This window comes from Anabaena azotica SJ-1 (assembly GCF_047275885.1).
GTDB classification, from domain to species: domain Bacteria; phylum Cyanobacteriota; class Cyanobacteriia; order Cyanobacteriales; family Nostocaceae; genus Trichormus_B; species Trichormus_B azotica_A.
The window spans coordinates 3,131,448-3,149,084 of sequence record NZ_CP178454.1 but is presented as its reverse complement, the minus strand read 5'-3'; the positions used below and the strand labels follow the sequence as shown (position 1 = coordinate 3,149,084).

Here is a 17,637-nt window from a genome sequence, read left to right as displayed (position 1 = left end):
TTATTTCTCTTTACTCCAACCTAACGCTTTTAAATCTTTGATAAAAGGTATTGCTCCAAATCTTCCATTAAGATATCCAGCAACTAAATCTAAATTTTCTACATCTGTATTTGCTAAAGAATAAAGTATAGATTGTCCATTTTTATCTTTTTCTACAAACCAAATTTCATCTTTTCTAAAAACATCTTTTATATCTAGTAAGTTAACTTCATGTGTTGATGCTATTAACTGACTATTTGAATTTTTATATTCAGTATTGTTTAAAAAATTGTCAAACAGTTTATAAATCAGTATAGAATGTAAACTTCTTTCAATTTCATCTATTACATAAACAGCGTTCCCAATAGCTAAATGTATGAGTATAGGAAATAAATCTATTAATCTTTGTGTACCATCAGATTCCTCAGATATTTTGAACTCAACTTCATTATCTTGTTTATCATCTCTGATGATTGATAAATCTAATACAACTAATTCCTCTGTTGCATCTTTAACCCTAGCAATAATACTTTTATAATTGGGTATAAAAAGCATCGAATTTTCACTTTCTTCATAAGGAAATACTTTTTTTATTTCATCTTTATCATCTGCTTCTATTTCTTTGTCATCTTCTAAAGGAGTTTCCGTAAGAGTAATTTTTTTTATCCCCAAATCTAATGATGATAAAAATTTACTCAAAGAATCTTGAACTTGTTGATTGAGAAAAGGTAATGCAAGAGGTTTATCATTTGGAAAGATAATTGTCAAAACATTACTAAACCATTTATATAGATTCTCAAATTGTTTAATATCACGCTCTTGACTGTTAGTAATAAATAATAAATTCTCTCTTGTACCATCAGCTTCATAAGCAAGTCTATTTTTTTCATATTCAGAAATATTTAAAAATAACTCATGCTCAAAGTTAAATTTTATTTTTTTATCTATTCTTTCATAGATAGCTTTTTCTAGATTTAACCCTATTTCAAATAACCATTCTTCATGAATTTTATGTTTATCAATCAAAAATCCATAAGCATATTGTTTATTTTGATATCTAAACTCAAATTCAAACCTTGAAGGTTTATGAAAACAGGTTTTATCTAGTCTGAAGTTATCAATATTTATATTTTTATTTTTCTCTATTCCATCAACTATAAAGTCTTTTGCAAACTTCATAGCTTTAATCAAATTAGATTTTCCTGAAGCATTAGCACCATATATAATTGACGATCTTAATAACTTGATTGATTCTTGAGAATCTCCTCCAACTATATGATGATTGTGGTGAGTATCATTTGAAGCAATCATATTAAAATCTACCCTTTTGTTAAAGGATAGAAAATTTTCCACTGTGAATCTAATTAACATATTGCTTGGGCTTAAACCATCTAATCAATTGCCTTCATCATAGTTCTAAACCAAACTCTGATGTGAAACTATTTTGTCAATGTTGCTTGCTGATTATCTGTTAACTCTACATCCACTTCCTTTACAGATGGCCGCACACACAAATAAATCAACGCACCAAACAAAGGAATAACTGCAAATAACCAAAATAATTGATGATCCTTCCAACCTCTTCGCGTCATATCATCTCCTAATAAAGTAGAAAATAATAGACTCAACATACAAAAATCCAAACTCATGACATGAATAAATCTGCTAGTTTGCCATTGTTGAGCAAAATTAACCCAATCCCCTTGCAAACTATAGATGACTAAGGCAACTGCACCTAAAGTTAATAAAATACCAGTGATGCGAGAATCAAATATTTTCAAAAATAGATTCTTTGTACCTACAAATTCTGGATTTGGTTCTCTTAAAGCTAAATAGGGTAAAAGTGCAAAAGCACCAACTGCAAAGGAAGCTGTAGCAAACGGCCAAGCGCGGATTTTTTGCCCTCTTCCATCAATAAATAATACAGAACTGTAGATTAAAGGCCAGATACCCATGATATTAAATAAGGCAATTATTACAGGATTAATCCCTTGGAAATTACCTGTAGAAAGACTTTTAATTAACTCAAAAGTATCTGGTTGATCAGGAGGAGCAAGTAAAAAGGCATAGGAAATAAATCCTAGCCATAATAAACCAAAGGAAATTTTTCTCAGCATAAATTACGAAGTTTGACTAAAAGCTTCCGATAGATAATCTGCGGCTGCTGCTACAACTGCGATCGCACCTTCATAGTCTAACCGAGTTGGACCCAAAACACCTACACTTCCCACAGGTACAGAACCTCGACGATAGATAGAAGAAATCAAAGAGCAAGTCCGAATCGGTTCTAGTGGGTTTTCTGTCCCAATTCTCACTGTCACCCTTGACTTACCCGTTTCCTCAACATCCGATTCTTCACAAATTAACCGCCATAATTGCTCTTGTTCTTCTTCTAAAAGATGAATGATAGTTTGTACTTGTTGTACTTGAGAAAATTCTGGTTGACGTAACACCTCACCCACACCCCGCACCATAATTTGTGTTGTATTTGGTGCTACTGTCCGACGCGCTAGTTCTGCAACTGAACTTTTTAAGAATTCTCCATAGCGTTGAAACTCTTGATCTAATTCACTCCAGTCCAGTTTAGCTAATTCTAATAAACTCCGTCCTCGCAAGTGGCTGTTCAAAAAGTTAGAAACAATCTGTAATTCGTGATCAATTACCTCTGGATCAGGTTTAGTTTCTGAAGATGCAGTAAACAAATCCATCACCTTAGAATGTGTTTCATAACTATCTGTCACCACAATCAGCATAATTCTATCAGCTTCAATTTGGACTAATTGCAAATGTCGTAATTGAGCCGTAGTTGTTTGTGGCATGGTAATTAAGGTAATACAACCACTCAAAGTTGCCAAAATTTGAGCAGCACCTTGTAACAAAGCTTCCAAACTCCAATCTTCCCAATGGAGACGTTGTTGTAAAGCTGTTTCTACTTCCTTGGTTAAAGCTTCTGTGCGCGTAGCGTCTCGCAAAGAAGGTGTAATAAGTTGATCAACGTAAATTCGATAACCAGAATCAGAAGGTATTCTACCCGCAGAAGTATGTGGTTGGTAAAGTAATCCTGATTTTTCTAAAACACCCATGACATTGCGGATAGTTGCGGAACTAACACCAAGGTCAAATTCTTCAATTAGGGCTTTAGAACCAACAGGTTCTGCTGTAGCAATATAGTGGCGCACAGTTGCCCAAAGTATATGCTGTTGTCGATTTGTCAGCTGGACTTGCATAGGAGGATATTTTACTGAAGGCAAATTTTAATCAAGGGTTGAAAAAATCTGTGGTTTTCACCACACAAAAAATTAATTATTAATTAAGTCAAGATTGCAAATTATATATTTATACTATATTAATTTAGTGCAAAGCTTCCCTTCCGCATTTATTTTGTGCGTATTCATTAATACAGCCTCACTCATAGCACAAAAAAAGATAAATTCCCGTCTACTTAATCATATTATTTAATCATATCCATTGAATAAGCTGTAGTTGAATATACAAAAGATCCATTTGGGTTTTGTTACATAGCTGGCTGTGAGTAAATAAAGGGGGAAGAAGGCAAAGGGCAAGAGGGAGAAGTAAGACCCTTTTCTTCGCCCCTAGACTCCATACCCCAAAACCTAAGTAATGGGACAGAATTAATTACACAACTCATTTTTCTGTTCCCTGTTCCCCGTTCCCTGTTCCCTCTCTCAACGAGTGAATTTAATTTTGTCCGACTACTTATTCTTTAATACTGAGGAATTTCTGAATCAACTAATATGGAGTAGGCAGAAATACCACCCGTAATATTTTTAACATTTGTAAAGCCTTGACTAATTAACCATTGACACATTTGAGCAGAACGCACACCGTGATGACACAGGACAAGAGTTTCTGCATTAGCATCAAAACGGTTAGGCACTTGCTCACCCCATTCGCCAAATTGACTCAGTGGCAGGTTGACAAAGCCTTCAATACTGGCTATTTCTACTTCTTGTGGTTCGCGCACATCTATCAACTGCAAACCAGGGTCACTGTCAACAAGACGTTTTGCTAGTTCTTCCACGCTAATCTGGGTCAAGGACTGACCAAAAGATTTACCTGTCATGTAGTTTTTCTAAAGAATCCTATACTATTTCATGGTGGCAGAAAAGCGAGAAAATAGGTTGAATGTGAATAATCAACGTTCCTTCTTTGGTTTCCTAATAGCTGGTGTCATTGCCGTGCTACTAATTGCTGTTGCTGGCTTTTACTGGTTTTTCGGCAAAAGTCCGGTGAAATTCAGCACTCCTATCTCTCAACCTGGGGCTGCTGTATTTGTGTCGAAGTTGTCACCTGTTATGGTGTCATTGCTGGTTAATCCTGACCGTTTGCAAGCAATAGAACAAAAAGGGGAAATTTCCCAACTCAAAAACAGTTTTTTAGCAAAAAGTAATATAAATTACCAAAATGATATTAAACCTTGGCTCAATAATGAAATTACATTGGCTGTTACTAGCCAAGATATAGACCGTGATCCAGAAAACGGGCTACAGCCAGGATATTTAATGGCACTTGCTACTGATGACCCAGAAAAAAGCCGTGAGTTTGTGGAAGTGTTGTTTTCTAAGCGGGCTTTAGCTGGAACAAATTTACAAGTAGAACAATATAAAGGTGTGAAATTACTTTATGACTATCCTGAAATAGCAAAACCCGCAGAAATCCAAAATCCAAAATCCAAAATCCAAAATTCCTTAGCTGGTGCAGTTATTGATAATTTTGTTTTGTTTGCTAATGATATTAAGGTGCTGCGAGAAGCAATTAATAATGTTCAAGCCCCAGATTTAAATTTGAGCAGTTATGCTGAATATCAGCAAGCTCTGAAAGAATTACCTAAAGATGCTGTAGCTGTAGGTTTCCTAAATTTGCCGCTGGTTGCACAATGGCAAGGTCTAGAACTGCGAGAATCAACCTATAACAGCCAATTGATTTCTTTGGTTTTAAATTCCCAAGGACTTTTGGCTGAGAGTACGTTTTTCAGTACATCTGAAGTTGTTCCTGTATCTATTCCACTTTCTAAACCTGTGGGTGCATTGCAGTATATTCCAAAATCAGTAGGTTTGGCGATCGCAGGTGCAAATTTAACTAATCTGGGTAATAGTAATTTAGCAAAACTCTGGCAGCAAGGAACAGCAACGATATATGGTTCCCCGGAAGAAGCTTTTTCTCGCTGGCTAAAACCTGTGATTGATGTGCAGAATCGCTGGGGTTTAAACTTAAATGAGGATATTTTTAGTTGGGTAGTAGGAGAATATGCAATTGCTATTTTACCCAATCAAGCAAATACAAACCCGGATTGGGTGTTTGTGGTGGAAAAAACACCGCAATTAGCATCAGGGATAGCGCGATTAGATGACATTGCGAAGAACAGCGGTTTTAATGTCAGTTCCCTCACTCTCAACCAGCAAAAAGTATCCGCGTGGACAGAGTTAACCGCTACTACACAAGATCAAGCAAATGTCAACGTCGAAGCAAAAATCCGGGGAGCGCATACAAGCATTGATAATTATGAAATTTTTACCTCTGATTTGGGAGCCTTGGAAAAAATCCTCTCCAGTCGGGAAAATTCTTTCCTTGATAATGCCAATTTTCAGAATGATGTAGCTGTTTTCCCTAAATCAAATCAAGGTTATGTATATATTGACTGGAAAAAGAGCCAAAATATTCTGGAACATCAGCTACCGATTCTCAAATTTGTAGAGGTGTTGGGTAAGCCACTATTTAACAATTTGCGATCGCTTACAGTTAGTAGTTACAGGAGTGAATCAAAAACCCTGAAAGGCGGTATATTTTTTCACCTCGATTCCTGAATTATTTCCAAACAGGTAGATCCTCAAATTTTTTTAAGAAGTCGGGGATCTGGACATCGTTAATTTTATATTTGTGTCACATTTGAATGTGACACAACCACTACCAATTGATCATTTTTTTACCTAAAATTAGTATCTACAGTTACAAAAAATTATTTGAGAGGGCTAATATGAGAGAGAGTCGCTTTTGGCTTCAATTTTGTCAAGGTAGCTGGCTGTTAGCGTCCATTATCACTATCATGGCTACACCTGTATTAGCCCAGAAAGCCAACTTTGGAACCCTGAAACTCTCACCAGGGTTTGAAGCGCAAACAGGAATTGTAAATGGCTATACAGGAGGTTCTTTCTCATTATCTGCCATGAGTAACCGCGATCGCGATAGAAAAGCTTGTATTGGTTTTGGAGATCCTAATCCTGATCACATCCTGGTTCTAGAAAAAGACTTTGATAACCTAAAAATATTAATTAACAGCGGTGGTAAAGATACCACTATATTCATCAAAGGGCCAGATGATAGCACAATTCGCTGTGGCGATGATACTGGTAAAAGTAAAGACGCTAGTGTGAGCGATCGCAACTGGAAAAAAGGTATATATCAGCTTTGGGTAGGTACATTTAACCCCGGAGTCAAACATAGCTACACTTTAAAAGTCGAAGAATAGGTGACAGGTGACAGGAAGATAATAGGTAACAGGTAAGAGTTGATTAATTTTTTCGAGTACCCAGTCCCCAGTCCCTAGTCCCCAATCACCAATGACCAAGTAACGATAAAATGGGAAAGTAGCTCGTTATGCTTTTTGGGTATTATCTCGATGCTTTCTACACTTAGTGCCGATTTTCGCATCATCTTTGAACGTGACCCAGCAGCCCGAAATTGGTTAGAAGTCCTGTTTTGCTATCCAGGCTTACAAGCCTTAATCTTCCATCGGCTGTCTCATTGGCTGCGTAGTATCGGTATTCCCTTTATCCCCCGATTTATTTCTCACATAGCTCGGTTTTTAACTGGCATTGAAATTCACCCAGGGGCTTTAATTGGTAAAGGAGTATTTATTGATCACGGTATGGGCGTTGTCATTGGTGAAACAGCCATCGTGGGAGACTACGCACTCATTTATCAAGGAGTCACCCTTGGCGGTACTGGTAAAGAAAGCGGCAAACGTCACCCCACATTAGGCGAAAACGTCGTCGTTGGTGCAGGTGCAAAAGTTTTAGGCAATCTCCAAATTGGTAATAATGTCCGCATCGGTGCAGGTTCAGTTGTATTAAGAGATGTTCCTTCTAACTGTACTGTTGTTGGTATACCAGGACGCATCATCTACCGTTCTGGAGTCCGAGTCGCTCCCCTAGAACACAACAACTTACCAGATTCAGAAGCAGAAGTAATTCGCACTTTAGTTGACCGCATTGAAGCATTAGAAGAACAAATTCAAGCCCTCCAAACTCCCGTAAAAACTCCAATTTTAATCGGTCAATTCATTCAAGAAAATGAATTACCAAAAGAACACAATTTCTGTAATATCAGAGATAAAAAGATTCAGGAATTTTTTGATGGTGCAGGAATTTAAACAATGTAAGAATTCAGGAGTCAGGAGTCAGAATATTTGTTTGTAGCAGATTTAAACAAATATACAAATCATGGATACAGAATCAATAACCAAATACCTCAAACAACAGAGAATCCTACTAAATATTATTTTGTTTTTTGTTGCTGGTTCTGTATTTTATGGGTTGCTATTAAGAACAGGTTTAATATTTCCAGTTACTGCAATTCCTGAAGTTTTATGTATTGCAAATTGCCAATTAGAACAAAAAATACATAAGCCTATAATTGGAGATGAATTATTAAATTATGACAAATCAATAGAAAAATTAATTATCAATCCTGTCAATAAACAAAACATATCTTTGTTAATTGAGAAATCTAAACACAGGTTGACAATTTATTACGAACTCAAACCAATAAAGTCTTATCCAGTTGTTTTTGGTGCTAACCCCACAGGGGATAAACGAGGAGAAGGTGACAGAAAAACCCCAGAAGGTATTCTGAAAATTCAAGACCTTTATCCCCACCCCCAATGGTCAAAATTTATGTGGTTGAATTATCCTCATCCTCAATCTTGGCGAAAACATTTTCAAGCTAAAATCAATGGTGAATTAGCTTGGTATATTCCTATTGGTGGTGAAGTAGGTATTCATGGTGTACCTGCTGGTACAGATGAAATGATTGATGCACGTAAAAATTGGACTTTAGGTTGTCCTTCTTTAAAAAATAAAGATGTAGATGAAATATATAAATTTGTCCAGAAAGGTACAATTGTGGAAATTCTGCCTTAATTTTTAAGGATTGATTTCTTCAGAATACCATTCTTGATTTTCATCAAGTTGATAAATAGTTCTATTTTGTGGTTCTCCCCGCAATTCTAAATGGTCTACTTCTGTTGGTTCAAGTAATAATAAACAAAAATTGTCTACTGGTTCTATGGGGTTTGGTGCTGGTGGTGTAAAAGCTTCTGGTGTTCTTATTCTCATCTCACCCGGATCAGGCCAAACAAATTGTAATCTAGCTGCATCACTTAATTCTTGCCACATTTTGATTCTCGCTGGTTGTAAATGTAGATGAGAATGAGCAGTAATTAAAATTAATTCTCCAGCAATACGAAATTGTTCTCTGGTGTTGGGAAAATACCAACAAATTTCTGCTGCTGGTTGTTTTGCTATTTGTTCACCTTTTGCACTGCGAATATCTGTAATAAATTTTAGCTGGTTTGTATCTTCCAGAAAACCACGAAATACAACAGTGCGGTTAGCAGGTAAACCATTTTCTCGCACAGTTGCAAGTTGTACATAACGGGAATAAACCAGACTACGATTTTTATGTAAAGATCGAGTAATTAAACTTTTCCAAGGTGCTAGGGACATTATTTTTATTGTCAATTTTTTGTGATTTGGCTTTAATTATTTGAAAAGATATAACAAGTATTTTTTAAGCTGATAATTGATATTTTAGTAATTGAATAAAATCTCAAAGGTTGTTTTAAAATAGTTTAAAAATGTATTTTGTCTGTACTACTTTTGAGATCCCCGACTTCTAACAATATACCATCAATCATTGAGTGATGTTGAAAATGCGGGGATCTGAACAATAAACACTAATCAATTAATCTTGCACTTGACTTAACCAACTTTGTAAATCTTGTAAACTGGTAAAGTCTAACAACGCTTCTCCAAGGTTTTCTAAATTGCTCAAAGATAACTGAGCAATATTATTTTTTGCTTCCTCTGATAACTCTCCAAAACGTTTATTTAATAGTCGCATAACTAAATTTAAAGCACTCTCTTTGAGTCCTTCTTGTCTTCCTTCTTGTTTAATTTCTTGATAAGCGCGACTTCTTTCTAATGAAATTCCTAACATGACTTGAACCTCCCGCAAAGTCAGATTTTCAAACCTGTACATCATGATTGTCGTAATCATTTCTAAAATCATCTCATTTGATGATGATTCTTGATTACTTTTTGTTAATAAATACCTGGCTGCTGCTGGTGCTTGACTTTCTTTTAAAGTCGTCAGTACCATTAATCCTACCCATACAGGTAATTGTTGAATATCTCCCAACTCATCTAAATATATTCTATGCACTTGATCGCCATTAAGCAAAGAACGATGAGGAGAAATATCACTTTGTTCTATATTCCGAGATGGATATATTATAACCGCTTGCCAGTCACTAAATCTATCACGGTTACGGTAGAAATATAAGTGAGATTCCGCAAATAGTCGCTCATACAGTTGTTCATCTTTCTGAAACTGCACTTCACTAAAATAAACTGTTCCTTTGGGTTCACTTTCTGGAGGTAAAAACACGCCGTCAATTTCAAATTTAGGTTCTTTCACGGCTACAGAATCAAATTTATATAATTCTGCATCTTGGGGTGGGTTTTCCAATAGTTGAAATAAGACAGATGGATATTGTTGAAAGAGTTTATAAAAAATAGAGTCTCTACGCATTAATTAAAATTCCGATTTATTTTGTTAATGAGAGCAGGATGCTGTTTTGGTAACAAGGAAATGTATGAATCTGGCACACAGTCAGAGTTTTATACTGAGATAATAAATAGTTTCAATTTACACAAAATAAGACATAGCGCAAAGTGGTAAATTTTGCAATCTTCCATCCTCTAACTACTTGGCGTTATATTCTTAGTTCGTAATTAATTTAGCAACAAAACTGAACTATGGTTCAAGAACTGGAACATAAACGACCGAGTGCATCTTTCCCCGAATCTGCTCCAGCAGCCAATTCTGCGTTTTTTAGAACTTACAGCCGTCGTACACCAGCCGATTTAAGAGAAAGTTATGATCAGGTGTGCGATAGCGAAGCACTCCGTAGGAATCGCACTCTTAAAGGCTTAGTCGAACTGGGAAAACTCAGCCCCAAAGAGACCACCATCTTCAACAAAATTCAAGATCACTAAACCTAGTCTCAAAGACTTGTACGAAAATACGTAAAAAAATTCCCTAGCTTTGTTTAGAAGCCAGGGTAATGCAATAAAAAAGTCATCCATCATTATGAACCAAAAATCTGCCGATAAGACTGGAATTTTCCAGCCACAATTTCCGACTGTTAAAGATCAGTCATCTAGTACCATTGTTCAAAATACACTGGACACCCCAGACAAAGTGGAAAATCAGCTGATAGCTGCTAATTCTACAAATACTTCCATACAATCAAATGCAGGAGAGTTAATACCTATACTTACCTATGGAGGTGTGTCCGTAGCAGTAATTATTGCAATGACTTGGTTCGTGAAGATATTGCTTGCGTCTATATCTGAATTACTGCAAGCAATACCCAAACATAAGAAATAATTTTGAGCAAGGGTTTAGCGGTGCTAAACCCCTACCTGTAGGTATCAAAAATTTTTCAACAGCAGAACTATGGCAATCAAAATAAAATTAATGGCTGATTATGGGTGCGACCCTTTATGGTGGGCAGATGTTGATAAAGTTGGTAACATCAACCCAGCAAGATTGCCCCTTAGTCAAGAAACGATTAACCGCTTAAGAAATTGGGCGATCGCTTATAATGCAACATTAAATTGGCAAGATCCAGCTAATTCACCAGATTTGAGTCCAGAAGCAGAAGCAGCTTTTGAACAAGAAGGTATTAGTTTGTGGAAACAACTGCAAAAAGAACTTGCACCTAATTATGAAGTTGTATATTTCAGTGAAACTTTACGTCAAGTTGTAACGGATATAAATGAATTAGAATCTTTGCTGACTATCAATGCTTAATGAATAGTCAACCAAAAAAATCAGTAAATAACAGTAATAGGTAAAACTTTGATAAATTACAACCCTGGTGTACAATCATCAGGGTTTTATACTGAAGCTATAATATGGTAATAATTTACACAAACCAAGACATAGCGCAAAGTGGGAAATTTAGCAATCTTCCATCCTCTAACTACTTGGCGTTATAGTCTTAATTTGTTAGTCAGCAACAAGACCTTATTATGGTTCAAGAACTGGAACGTAAACGCCAGAGTGCATCTTTCCCCGAATCTGCTCCAGCAGCCAATCCTGTATTTTTTAGAACCTACAGCCGTCGTACAGAGGACGGTTTAAGGGAAAGTTATGATCAAGTGTGCGATCGCACTCTTAAAGGCTTAGTCGAACTGGGAAAACTTACCCCAGAAGAAGCTGCCCTGTTAGATAAAATGCAGCGCAACATGAAATCCCTCCCCAGTGGACGCTGGATGTGGGTAGGTGGCACAGATTGGTTAACCAAACCCAAAAACTTCTCCGGTGCTTATAACTGCACCTCTACCAACTTGGTAGACTGGAAAGCCTTCGGTTTAATGATGGACTTAGCCATGATGGGCTGCGGTACAGGCGCTGTCATCGAACCACAGTATATTAATCAACTGCCTCCTATCCGTAATCGCCTAAATATCACCGTTAAAGGTGAAATTGGCAGCACTCCTAAAGAACAACGTCGAGAATTTACACAAACCCATATAGAAGCTAACACCGCTACTATCCACGTTGGAGACAGCCGGGAAGGTTGGGTAAAATCCTATCAAACCCTTTTAGAACTATCCAGCGATGAACGCTTTACAGGTGACGTTGAAGTAATTGTTGATATTAGCGACGTGCGCCAATCTGGGGAAACCCTCAAAGGCTTTGGCGGTATGGCTAACCCTGTAAAATTACCTGGATTGTATCAGCGTTGTGCCTCAATTCTCAATAAAGCTTTAGGTAGACAATTAAGTTCAGTTGAATGCTGTTTGTTGATTGATGAAGCTGCTGTCACGATTGTCGCTGGGAACATAAGACGCTGTCTTCCTGAAGATGCCTTAGTTCATACCTCTAAAGGTCTTGTACCTATTCGTGATGTCCAAGTGGGTGATTTAGTACAAACTCCTTTAGGATTTCGTCGAGTAGTTGATAAATTCGACCAAGGATTTCAGGATGTTTACGAAATTGAAACTAATGCAACTTATCCTAGAGCAACTTTAAACCACAGACAAGCAGTTTTAGCAGATGCTAAAGGTGGAGTTAGCTGGAAATCAGTTGCAAGTTTAGAGGAAGGCGATCGCCTGTTTCATAACAAACAAATTTTACCTGGTACAGTTACCCATCTTCCTGCTGATTTTACAGAATCAAGACCTTCCCAAAGCCGAACGAGCAAGGACTTAATTGTTCCTGCTCTCACACCTGAAGTAGCTTGGCTAATTGGATTGACTCACGGTGATGGCTATGTTGCCCTTGGTCGTAATAAGCATGATAAACCCTATGGCCGTGTTGAATGGTCAATGAATAGCTTACAGATTGACCAAACAGCAAGAATTCAAACCAAAATAGATGCTGCTTTAGCTTTATTTGGATTAACTGCTACTCATAGCGTGACCAAAGGAGAAAATACTGCCAAGTCAATTTGTTCTTCTATCCGACTGGCTGAATACTTCCATCGCTACATTAAACAGCCCAATGTTCCCTTGGTAATTCCTAATTTTATTTTGCAAGGTTCAGTAGATATTAGGGCTGCTTACTTAGCTGGATTAATGGACAGTGATGGAGCAGTAAATAATCGGCCTCCCTATCTAGTTACATCAGTTTATCGCTCGTTTATTAGACAAATTGGTGCTGTTTTATCTAGCTTAGGCATTGCTGCTAGAACAACCACTACCCGTCCTGAAAAGCAGGAATGGCAAGTTAAATACAGCCTGACAATACCAGCCCTTAAACAGTCTTATAATGCCCTAATTGCCCCCCATTCAGTGAAGGGAGAACTGAGTCAGGGACTCAAAATGTATGGTTTTACTGTTCCTGGTGCAATTATGCGCGAGGCTTATACCTACAGCGAAATGCGGGAAATGGGTTTCCAAGGTTCTCGCACCGTTGATGCCAATTATGAACGCTATATCGCTGAAGCTGATATCTCACTAGATATTCCTGTCACAGTCAAAGGTTTAGGCAGTTACGATCATGTTCAAACTTATGACATTGAAGTGGAAGAAGCCCATTGTTTTTATTGTGACGGTTATCTGACGCATAACTCAGCGGGGATGCGTCAATTCCTTTCCGAAGATGAACAAGGCGCAACTGCTAAAGATAACCTCTGGCAACAGGACGCACAAGGCAACTGGCGTATAGATCCAGAGCGCGATTCTTTGCGAATGGCGAATCATACAAGAGTATTTCACCGCAAACCAACCTTAGAAGAATCTATTGCAGCAGTTCAAAAGCAATACTACAGTGGTGAAGGGGCAATTCAATGGGCAGGTGAAGCAGTAGCTAGGGCTAATATTGACTTATTGAATACACCAGAACTTAAAAAAGACTTCTTGCAAGCTTACGAGCAAGAAAAAGCTAAGTATTGGATAAAAGAATACTATCCTGAAATTGATGCTGATGAGCTAGAACATAGAATAGGTAGGTTTGGTTTAAATCCGTGCGGAGAAATAATTGGTAGCAATTTTCACTGCAACTTGTCTGAGGTACACTTAAACCAACTCGATCCCGACAACTACAAAGAACAAGAGGAAGCATTTACAGCTGGGGCGCTGTCCGTAGCCGCACTGTTAAATCATCAGTTCCTGGAACCCCGCTATCAATACAGCCGGGAACTTGATCCCATTGTCGGCGTTTCCTTGACTGGTTTATTTGATTTCTTCGTTCATGCTTTTGGTGTGGAGTGGTTACGCTGGTGGGAGGAAGGAAGACCAGAAACCCCAGACGGATTGATATTTAAACGCGGTGAGCAAAAATATCTCAGCTTCTGGAAAGATGTAGTCCATAAAGTAGTTTGGGAATATTGCGATCGCCATCATATCAAACGCCCCAATCGTTGTACTACAGTTCAACCAGCCGGTACAAAATCTTTGTTAACTGGTGCAAGTTCCGGTTGGCATCCTCCTAAAGCCCAAAGATTTATCCGTCGGATCACCTTCCGTAAAAATGACCCTGTAGCCTTAGCTTGTATAGATTATGGCTACAATGTCATACCTTCTCAATCTGACAAAGACGAAAACGGTAACTTACTCAACGATCCTTTTGATCCTCGTTGTACAGAATGGCTTGTAGAAATACCCGTTGCTGTCTCTTGGGCAGATTTACCCGGTGCGGATGTAATTGATGTGTCTAAATTCTCTGTATTGGCACAACTAGATTTTGTCATGCAAGTGCAGAAGTTCTACACATCCCATAACACCTCAGCAACTTTAGAACTGCGTTCCGAGGAAGTTGAATCTTTGGGAACACGCATCTATGAAGCCATTCAAAATGATGAAGGTTACATTTCTGCGGCGTTATTAGCGCGGTTTGATGACATTCAAACTTTCCCCCGCTTACCCTTTGAACCCATAGACAAATCCACATATCAGCATTTGTCTCAAGAAGTCAAGGCACGACGGAAAACAGAAGACTTCTGTGCAGCACTAAGTCGTTACGACTTAGGGGAAATGATGGAAGTAGGGCCAAGTGGTTGTGACTCTGATAAATGTATGTTTCCAGATCAGCAGCCCACTTAATAGGTGATTGGGAATTGGGGATTAGTTAAGAGAAAAAACTATTACCAATTACCCATTACCCAAGAAATAGCTTTCTAAGTTACGATTGATGAAGAATTAATAATTTTTACAGCAATACTTGGAGAGTCTAATGTTTATTAGTGAATTGTCACCCTTATTTAAAGAACTTGCCCAGCATCCAGTTTCATTTATGGGTGGGTTTGTCTCTGGTGTCCTCAGACTGAACTTAGCTGAAGATCCTGTGAAAAGTTGGCTAGATCAACATATTACTTCAGGCGGTTTTCCTAAAGCTGGTACTGATGTACAAAATGGTAAAACCTCCGGACCCCAACAAATTTCCATTGATTAACCTTTTCTTAACCGTTAACTGTTAAAAGTTGACGGTTAATAAATGTAAAAGCGTAATAATATTTGTCTTGATTTGTTATTTAATTTTGTTCGATTATCAAAAGCATAAAAGTATATAATTTTATATTATAATTCTTTGTAAAATCTCATACTTTAGAAAATATCACAATCAGTTATCATAACAACAGATGCGTATGGTCAGTCTGATGGCTGATTAATTTGTGGATTTGCTAACCCTTATGGTTGATTTTCTAAATTTCTGCCATCTGTGAATTAGAGGAAACTATGCAATGCTTGCAATTTGCTTAGTTCTATATTTCCACTTGAAGCAATCGCATTTTGTTGAAAATTACGTGATCGATAATGACTATTTACGTTGGAAATCTCTCTTACCGTGCGACTGAGGCAGACTTAAAAGCCGTGTTTGCCGATTATGGCGAGGTAAAAAGAGTTGTTTTACCTACTGACCGCGAAACCGGAAGGATGCGCGGATTTGCTTTTGTGGAAATGCTTGAAGATGCTCAAGAAGATGCCGCTATCACAGAATTAGATGGTGCGGAATGGATGGGTCGTCAACTGAGAGTTAATAAAGCAAAGCCACGAGAGGATAACGGACGGGACGATAGTCGGCGGGGGAGTTGGAGTAGAAAACAAGATTATTAATAAAGCAAGTCTCTAATTATCTCAGATTTTTTTCTAGTCAAGCAAAATTAGTTTGCTGATATTTACTAGAAACGATAAAACTGTACCCGACTAGTTTTGAACTGCCTACAAGTTTACACACTAGTCGGGGTTTTTTGATGATACTTTAACAGCGATTTTGGTTAATCAATTGCGAGTTCTTTTTAACTATGAATGCTTAATTGGGGCAAGTCCTAATTAACAACAATCTTGAGGCTATTTGCAATAAGGAATTTATAGCATGAATGGGTATATAGATTATGCGATCGCCATCCGTATCGCGGCTGTACCTATAAAATTCCTTAATTAAGTATAAATTTATACTAAAAATTTAATGCTTCTATGATCACTGGGAAATTTATTTAGTTAGAAAAAATACTGAAAGCCATAGAGCCGTCATTTCTTGAATAAGTCAGGGATCTGAAGGTCATTGTCGCTTTGTAGTCCTTGGAATAGCAGCCCAAAATATCGAATTCTTTAGTTTATCTAAAATCAATCTTTAGTTATCAAAATACCTTTCTAAGATAGAAGCAGCGACTAAAAATCGCCATTGGCAAAACTTACCCAACAGCAAAACGCTAGGGAGTAAAAAAATGGCTCAAATATCAGAACCGTTAGATTTGTCTATCAACTACGCTACAGATAAAGCCCTAGATCGTGATTGTACAACCTTATCGCGTCACGTACTCCAGCAACTGCAAAGTTTTTCCGCAGACGCACAGGATTTGAGTGCGCTGATGAATCGCATCGCTTTGGCTGGTAAACTAGTAGCGCGTCGCATGAGCAATGCGGGGTTAATGGAAGGGGTGCTGGGATTTACTGGAGAAGTTAACGTCCAGGGGGAATCCGTTAAAAAGTTGGATGTCTACGCCAATGATGTATTTATCTCGGTGTTTAAGCAAAGCGGTTTAGTTTGTCGCCTAGCTTCCGAGGAAATGGAAAATCCCTATTACATCCCAGAAAATTGCCCTATTGGTCGTTATACCTTGTTGTATGACCCCATAGACGGCTCATCTAATACTGATACTAATCTCAGCTTAGGTTCGATTTTTGCCATCCGTCAACAGGAAGGAAACGACAGTGATGGTAAAGCTACAGACCTCCTAACTAATGGACACAAGCAAATTGCCGCTGGGTATATATTGTACGGGCCTAGTACAATGCTGGTCTATACTATAGGTAAGGGCGTTCATTCCTTTACTTTAGATCCCAGTTTAGGAGAGTTTATTCTCACCGAAGAAAATATCAAGATTCCTGACCACGGTTCAGTTTACAGCGTCAATGAGGGGAACTTCTGGCAGTGGGATGAATCCATTAGGGAATACATTCGCTATGTTCATCGCACAGAAGGTTACACCGCTCGTTACAGTGGCGCGATGGTGAGTGATATTCATAGAATTTTAGTTCAAGGTGGTGTATTTCTCTATCCAGGCACGCTGCAAAAACCAGAAGGTAAATTGCGTCTGCTCTATGAGTCTGCACCTTTAGCATTTGTGATTGAACAAGCCGGTGGTCGTGCTACTACAGGATTGGTGGATATTTTGGATGTAGTTCCGAAAAAGCTACACCAAAGAACACCTCTAATTATTGGTAGTAAACAAGATGTAGCTAAGGTTGAGTCTTTTATTCAAAACGGTCATTAGACGAAGTTTAAAAAAGCGTCTATCTAATTGATGCCAGTAATGAAGCTAAAGATTGGCAATTTGAGATTGGAATGCAGGACTAGCAATGTTTAGCTGTGAAGTTCCAAATGATCTCAGTTGGTTGATGT

17 protein-coding genes are annotated in these 17,637 nt (G+C 37.8%); 11 read left to right on the top strand and 6 right to left on the bottom strand.

Annotated features, from left to right (window positions below):
* The 4 genes from ACLLO5_RS13925 to ACLLO5_RS13910 form a co-directional block, all read right to left on the bottom strand.
* Complete coding sequence (locus ACLLO5_RS13925) at positions 1 to 1,290, bottom strand: AAA family ATPase (protein WP_413171113.1); 1,290 nt, start codon at positions 1,288 to 1,290, stop codon at positions 1 to 3.
* A gap of 128 nt (positions 1,291 to 1,418) precedes the next feature.
* Positions 1,419 to 2,096, bottom strand: coding sequence for a DUF2834 domain-containing protein (locus ACLLO5_RS13920; protein ID WP_413171112.1), 678 nt, complete (start codon positions 2,094 to 2,096; stop codon positions 1,419 to 1,421).
* A 3-nt stretch (positions 2,097 to 2,099) separates the two neighbouring features.
* On the bottom strand, positions 2,100 to 3,206 hold the full coding sequence (hrcA, locus tag ACLLO5_RS13915; protein ID WP_413171111.1) for a heat-inducible transcriptional repressor HrcA: 1,107 nt from the start codon (positions 3,204 to 3,206) through the stop codon (positions 2,100 to 2,102).
* Positions 3,207 to 3,703: 497 nt separating this feature from the next.
* A complete protein-coding gene (locus ACLLO5_RS13910) occupies positions 3,704 to 4,063 on the bottom strand; it encodes a rhodanese-like domain-containing protein (protein WP_413171110.1) in 360 nt (119 codons plus the stop codon).
* A gap of 64 nt (positions 4,064 to 4,127) precedes the next feature.
* On the opposite strand from ACLLO5_RS13910, the gene ACLLO5_RS13905 reads away from it, so the two are divergent.
* The 4 genes from ACLLO5_RS13905 to ACLLO5_RS13890 all read left to right on the top strand — a co-directional run bounded on the left by ACLLO5_RS13905 (position 4,128) and on the right by ACLLO5_RS13890 (position 8,138).
* On the top strand, positions 4,128 to 5,804 hold the full coding sequence (locus ACLLO5_RS13905; RefSeq protein WP_413176089.1) for a DUF3352 domain-containing protein: 1,677 nt from the start codon (positions 4,128 to 4,130) through the stop codon (positions 5,802 to 5,804).
* Positions 5,805 to 5,974: 170 nt separating this feature from the next.
* Complete coding sequence (locus ACLLO5_RS13900) at positions 5,975 to 6,466, top strand: hypothetical protein (RefSeq protein WP_413171109.1); 492 nt, start codon at positions 5,975 to 5,977, stop codon at positions 6,464 to 6,466.
* Positions 6,467 to 6,616: 150 nt separating this feature from the next.
* The gene (gene cysE, locus ACLLO5_RS13895; protein WP_413171108.1) at positions 6,617 to 7,369 is read left to right on the top strand and encodes a serine O-acetyltransferase; all 753 of its coding nucleotides are present in this window, start codon (positions 6,617 to 6,619) and stop codon (positions 7,367 to 7,369) included.
* 70 nt (positions 7,370 to 7,439) lie between these two features.
* A complete protein-coding gene (locus tag ACLLO5_RS13890; protein ID WP_413171107.1) occupies positions 7,440 to 8,138 on the top strand; it encodes a L,D-transpeptidase family protein in 699 nt (232 codons plus the stop codon).
* Positions 8,139 to 8,141: 3 nt separating this feature from the next.
* Here ACLLO5_RS13890 and ACLLO5_RS13885 read toward each other — a convergent pair whose 3' ends face one another.
* Positions 8,142 to 8,723 carry an Npun_F5749 family FMN-dependent PPOX-type flavoprotein gene (locus ACLLO5_RS13885; RefSeq protein WP_413171106.1) on the bottom strand — a complete coding sequence of 194 codons (582 nt, stop codon included), beginning with the start codon at positions 8,721 to 8,723 and terminating at the stop codon, positions 8,142 to 8,144.
* A 238-nt stretch (positions 8,724 to 8,961) separates the two neighbouring features.
* On the bottom strand, positions 8,962 to 9,810 hold the full coding sequence (locus ACLLO5_RS13880) for an Rpn family recombination-promoting nuclease/putative transposase (protein WP_413171105.1): 849 nt from the start codon (positions 9,808 to 9,810) through the stop codon (positions 8,962 to 8,964).
* Positions 9,811 to 10,037: 227 nt separating this feature from the next.
* Here ACLLO5_RS13880 and ACLLO5_RS13875 point away from each other — a divergent pair, with 227 nt between their 5' ends.
* From ACLLO5_RS13875 to fbp, 7 genes are all read left to right on the top strand, one after another.
* Complete coding sequence (locus ACLLO5_RS13875; protein WP_413171104.1) at positions 10,038 to 10,277, top strand: hypothetical protein; 240 nt, start codon at positions 10,038 to 10,040, stop codon at positions 10,275 to 10,277.
* Between the two features lie 94 nt (positions 10,278 to 10,371).
* Complete coding sequence (locus ACLLO5_RS13870) at positions 10,372 to 10,671, top strand: hypothetical protein (protein WP_413171103.1); 300 nt, start codon at positions 10,372 to 10,374, stop codon at positions 10,669 to 10,671.
* Positions 10,672 to 10,740: 69 nt separating this feature from the next.
* Positions 10,741 to 11,097, top strand: coding sequence for a hypothetical protein (locus ACLLO5_RS13865; protein ID WP_413171102.1), 357 nt, complete (start codon positions 10,741 to 10,743; stop codon positions 11,095 to 11,097).
* Between the two features lie 221 nt (positions 11,098 to 11,318).
* The gene (gene nrdJ, locus ACLLO5_RS13860) at positions 11,319 to 14,837 is read left to right on the top strand and encodes a ribonucleoside-triphosphate reductase, adenosylcobalamin-dependent (RefSeq protein WP_413171101.1); all 3,519 of its coding nucleotides are present in this window, start codon (positions 11,319 to 11,321) and stop codon (positions 14,835 to 14,837) included.
* A 130-nt stretch (positions 14,838 to 14,967) separates the two neighbouring features.
* Positions 14,968 to 15,186, top strand: coding sequence for a hypothetical protein (locus ACLLO5_RS13855; protein ID WP_413171100.1), 219 nt, complete (start codon positions 14,968 to 14,970; stop codon positions 15,184 to 15,186).
* A 362-nt stretch (positions 15,187 to 15,548) separates the two neighbouring features.
* The gene (locus ACLLO5_RS13850) at positions 15,549 to 15,848 is read left to right on the top strand and encodes an RNA recognition motif domain-containing protein (protein ID WP_413171099.1); all 300 of its coding nucleotides are present in this window, start codon (positions 15,549 to 15,551) and stop codon (positions 15,846 to 15,848) included.
* A 611-nt stretch (positions 15,849 to 16,459) separates the two neighbouring features.
* Complete coding sequence (gene fbp, locus ACLLO5_RS13845; RefSeq protein WP_413171098.1) at positions 16,460 to 17,509, top strand: class 1 fructose-bisphosphatase; 1,050 nt, start codon at positions 16,460 to 16,462, stop codon at positions 17,507 to 17,509.
* Positions 17,510 to 17,637 lie beyond the last annotated feature (128 nt).

Coding starts and splice junctions, on each gene's coding strand:
- ACLLO5_RS13925 (WP_413171113.1), bottom strand. CDS start 1,290: ATGATTGCTTCAAATGATACTCACCACAATCATCATATAGTTGGAGGA.
- ACLLO5_RS13920 (WP_413171112.1), bottom strand. CDS start 2,096: ATGCTGAGAAAAATTTCCTTTGGTTTATTATGGCTAGGATTTATTTCC.
- hrcA (WP_413171111.1), bottom strand. CDS start 3,206: ATGCAAGTCCAGCTGACAAATCGACAACAGCATATACTTTGGGCAACT.
- ACLLO5_RS13910 (WP_413171110.1), bottom strand. CDS start 4,063: ATGACAGGTAAATCTTTTGGTCAGTCCTTGACCCAGATTAGCGTGGAA.
- ACLLO5_RS13900 (WP_413171109.1), top strand. CDS start 5,975: ATGAGAGAGAGTCGCTTTTGGCTTCAATTTTGTCAAGGTAGCTGGCTG.
- cysE (WP_413171108.1), top strand. CDS start 6,617: ATGCTTTCTACACTTAGTGCCGATTTTCGCATCATCTTTGAACGTGAC.
- ACLLO5_RS13890 (WP_413171107.1), top strand. CDS start 7,440: ATGGATACAGAATCAATAACCAAATACCTCAAACAACAGAGAATCCTA.
- ACLLO5_RS13885 (WP_413171106.1), bottom strand. CDS start 8,723: ATGTCCCTAGCACCTTGGAAAAGTTTAATTACTCGATCTTTACATAAA.
- ACLLO5_RS13880 (WP_413171105.1), bottom strand. CDS start 9,810: ATGCGTAGAGACTCTATTTTTTATAAACTCTTTCAACAATATCCATCT.
- ACLLO5_RS13875 (WP_413171104.1), top strand. CDS start 10,038: ATGGTTCAAGAACTGGAACATAAACGACCGAGTGCATCTTTCCCCGAA.
- ACLLO5_RS13870 (WP_413171103.1), top strand. CDS start 10,372: ATGAACCAAAAATCTGCCGATAAGACTGGAATTTTCCAGCCACAATTT.
- ACLLO5_RS13865 (WP_413171102.1), top strand. CDS start 10,741: ATGGCAATCAAAATAAAATTAATGGCTGATTATGGGTGCGACCCTTTA.
- nrdJ (WP_413171101.1), top strand. CDS start 11,319: ATGGTTCAAGAACTGGAACGTAAACGCCAGAGTGCATCTTTCCCCGAA.
- ACLLO5_RS13855 (WP_413171100.1), top strand. CDS start 14,968: ATGTTTATTAGTGAATTGTCACCCTTATTTAAAGAACTTGCCCAGCAT.
- ACLLO5_RS13850 (WP_413171099.1), top strand. CDS start 15,549: ATGACTATTTACGTTGGAAATCTCTCTTACCGTGCGACTGAGGCAGAC.
- fbp (WP_413171098.1), top strand. CDS start 16,460: ATGGCTCAAATATCAGAACCGTTAGATTTGTCTATCAACTACGCTACA.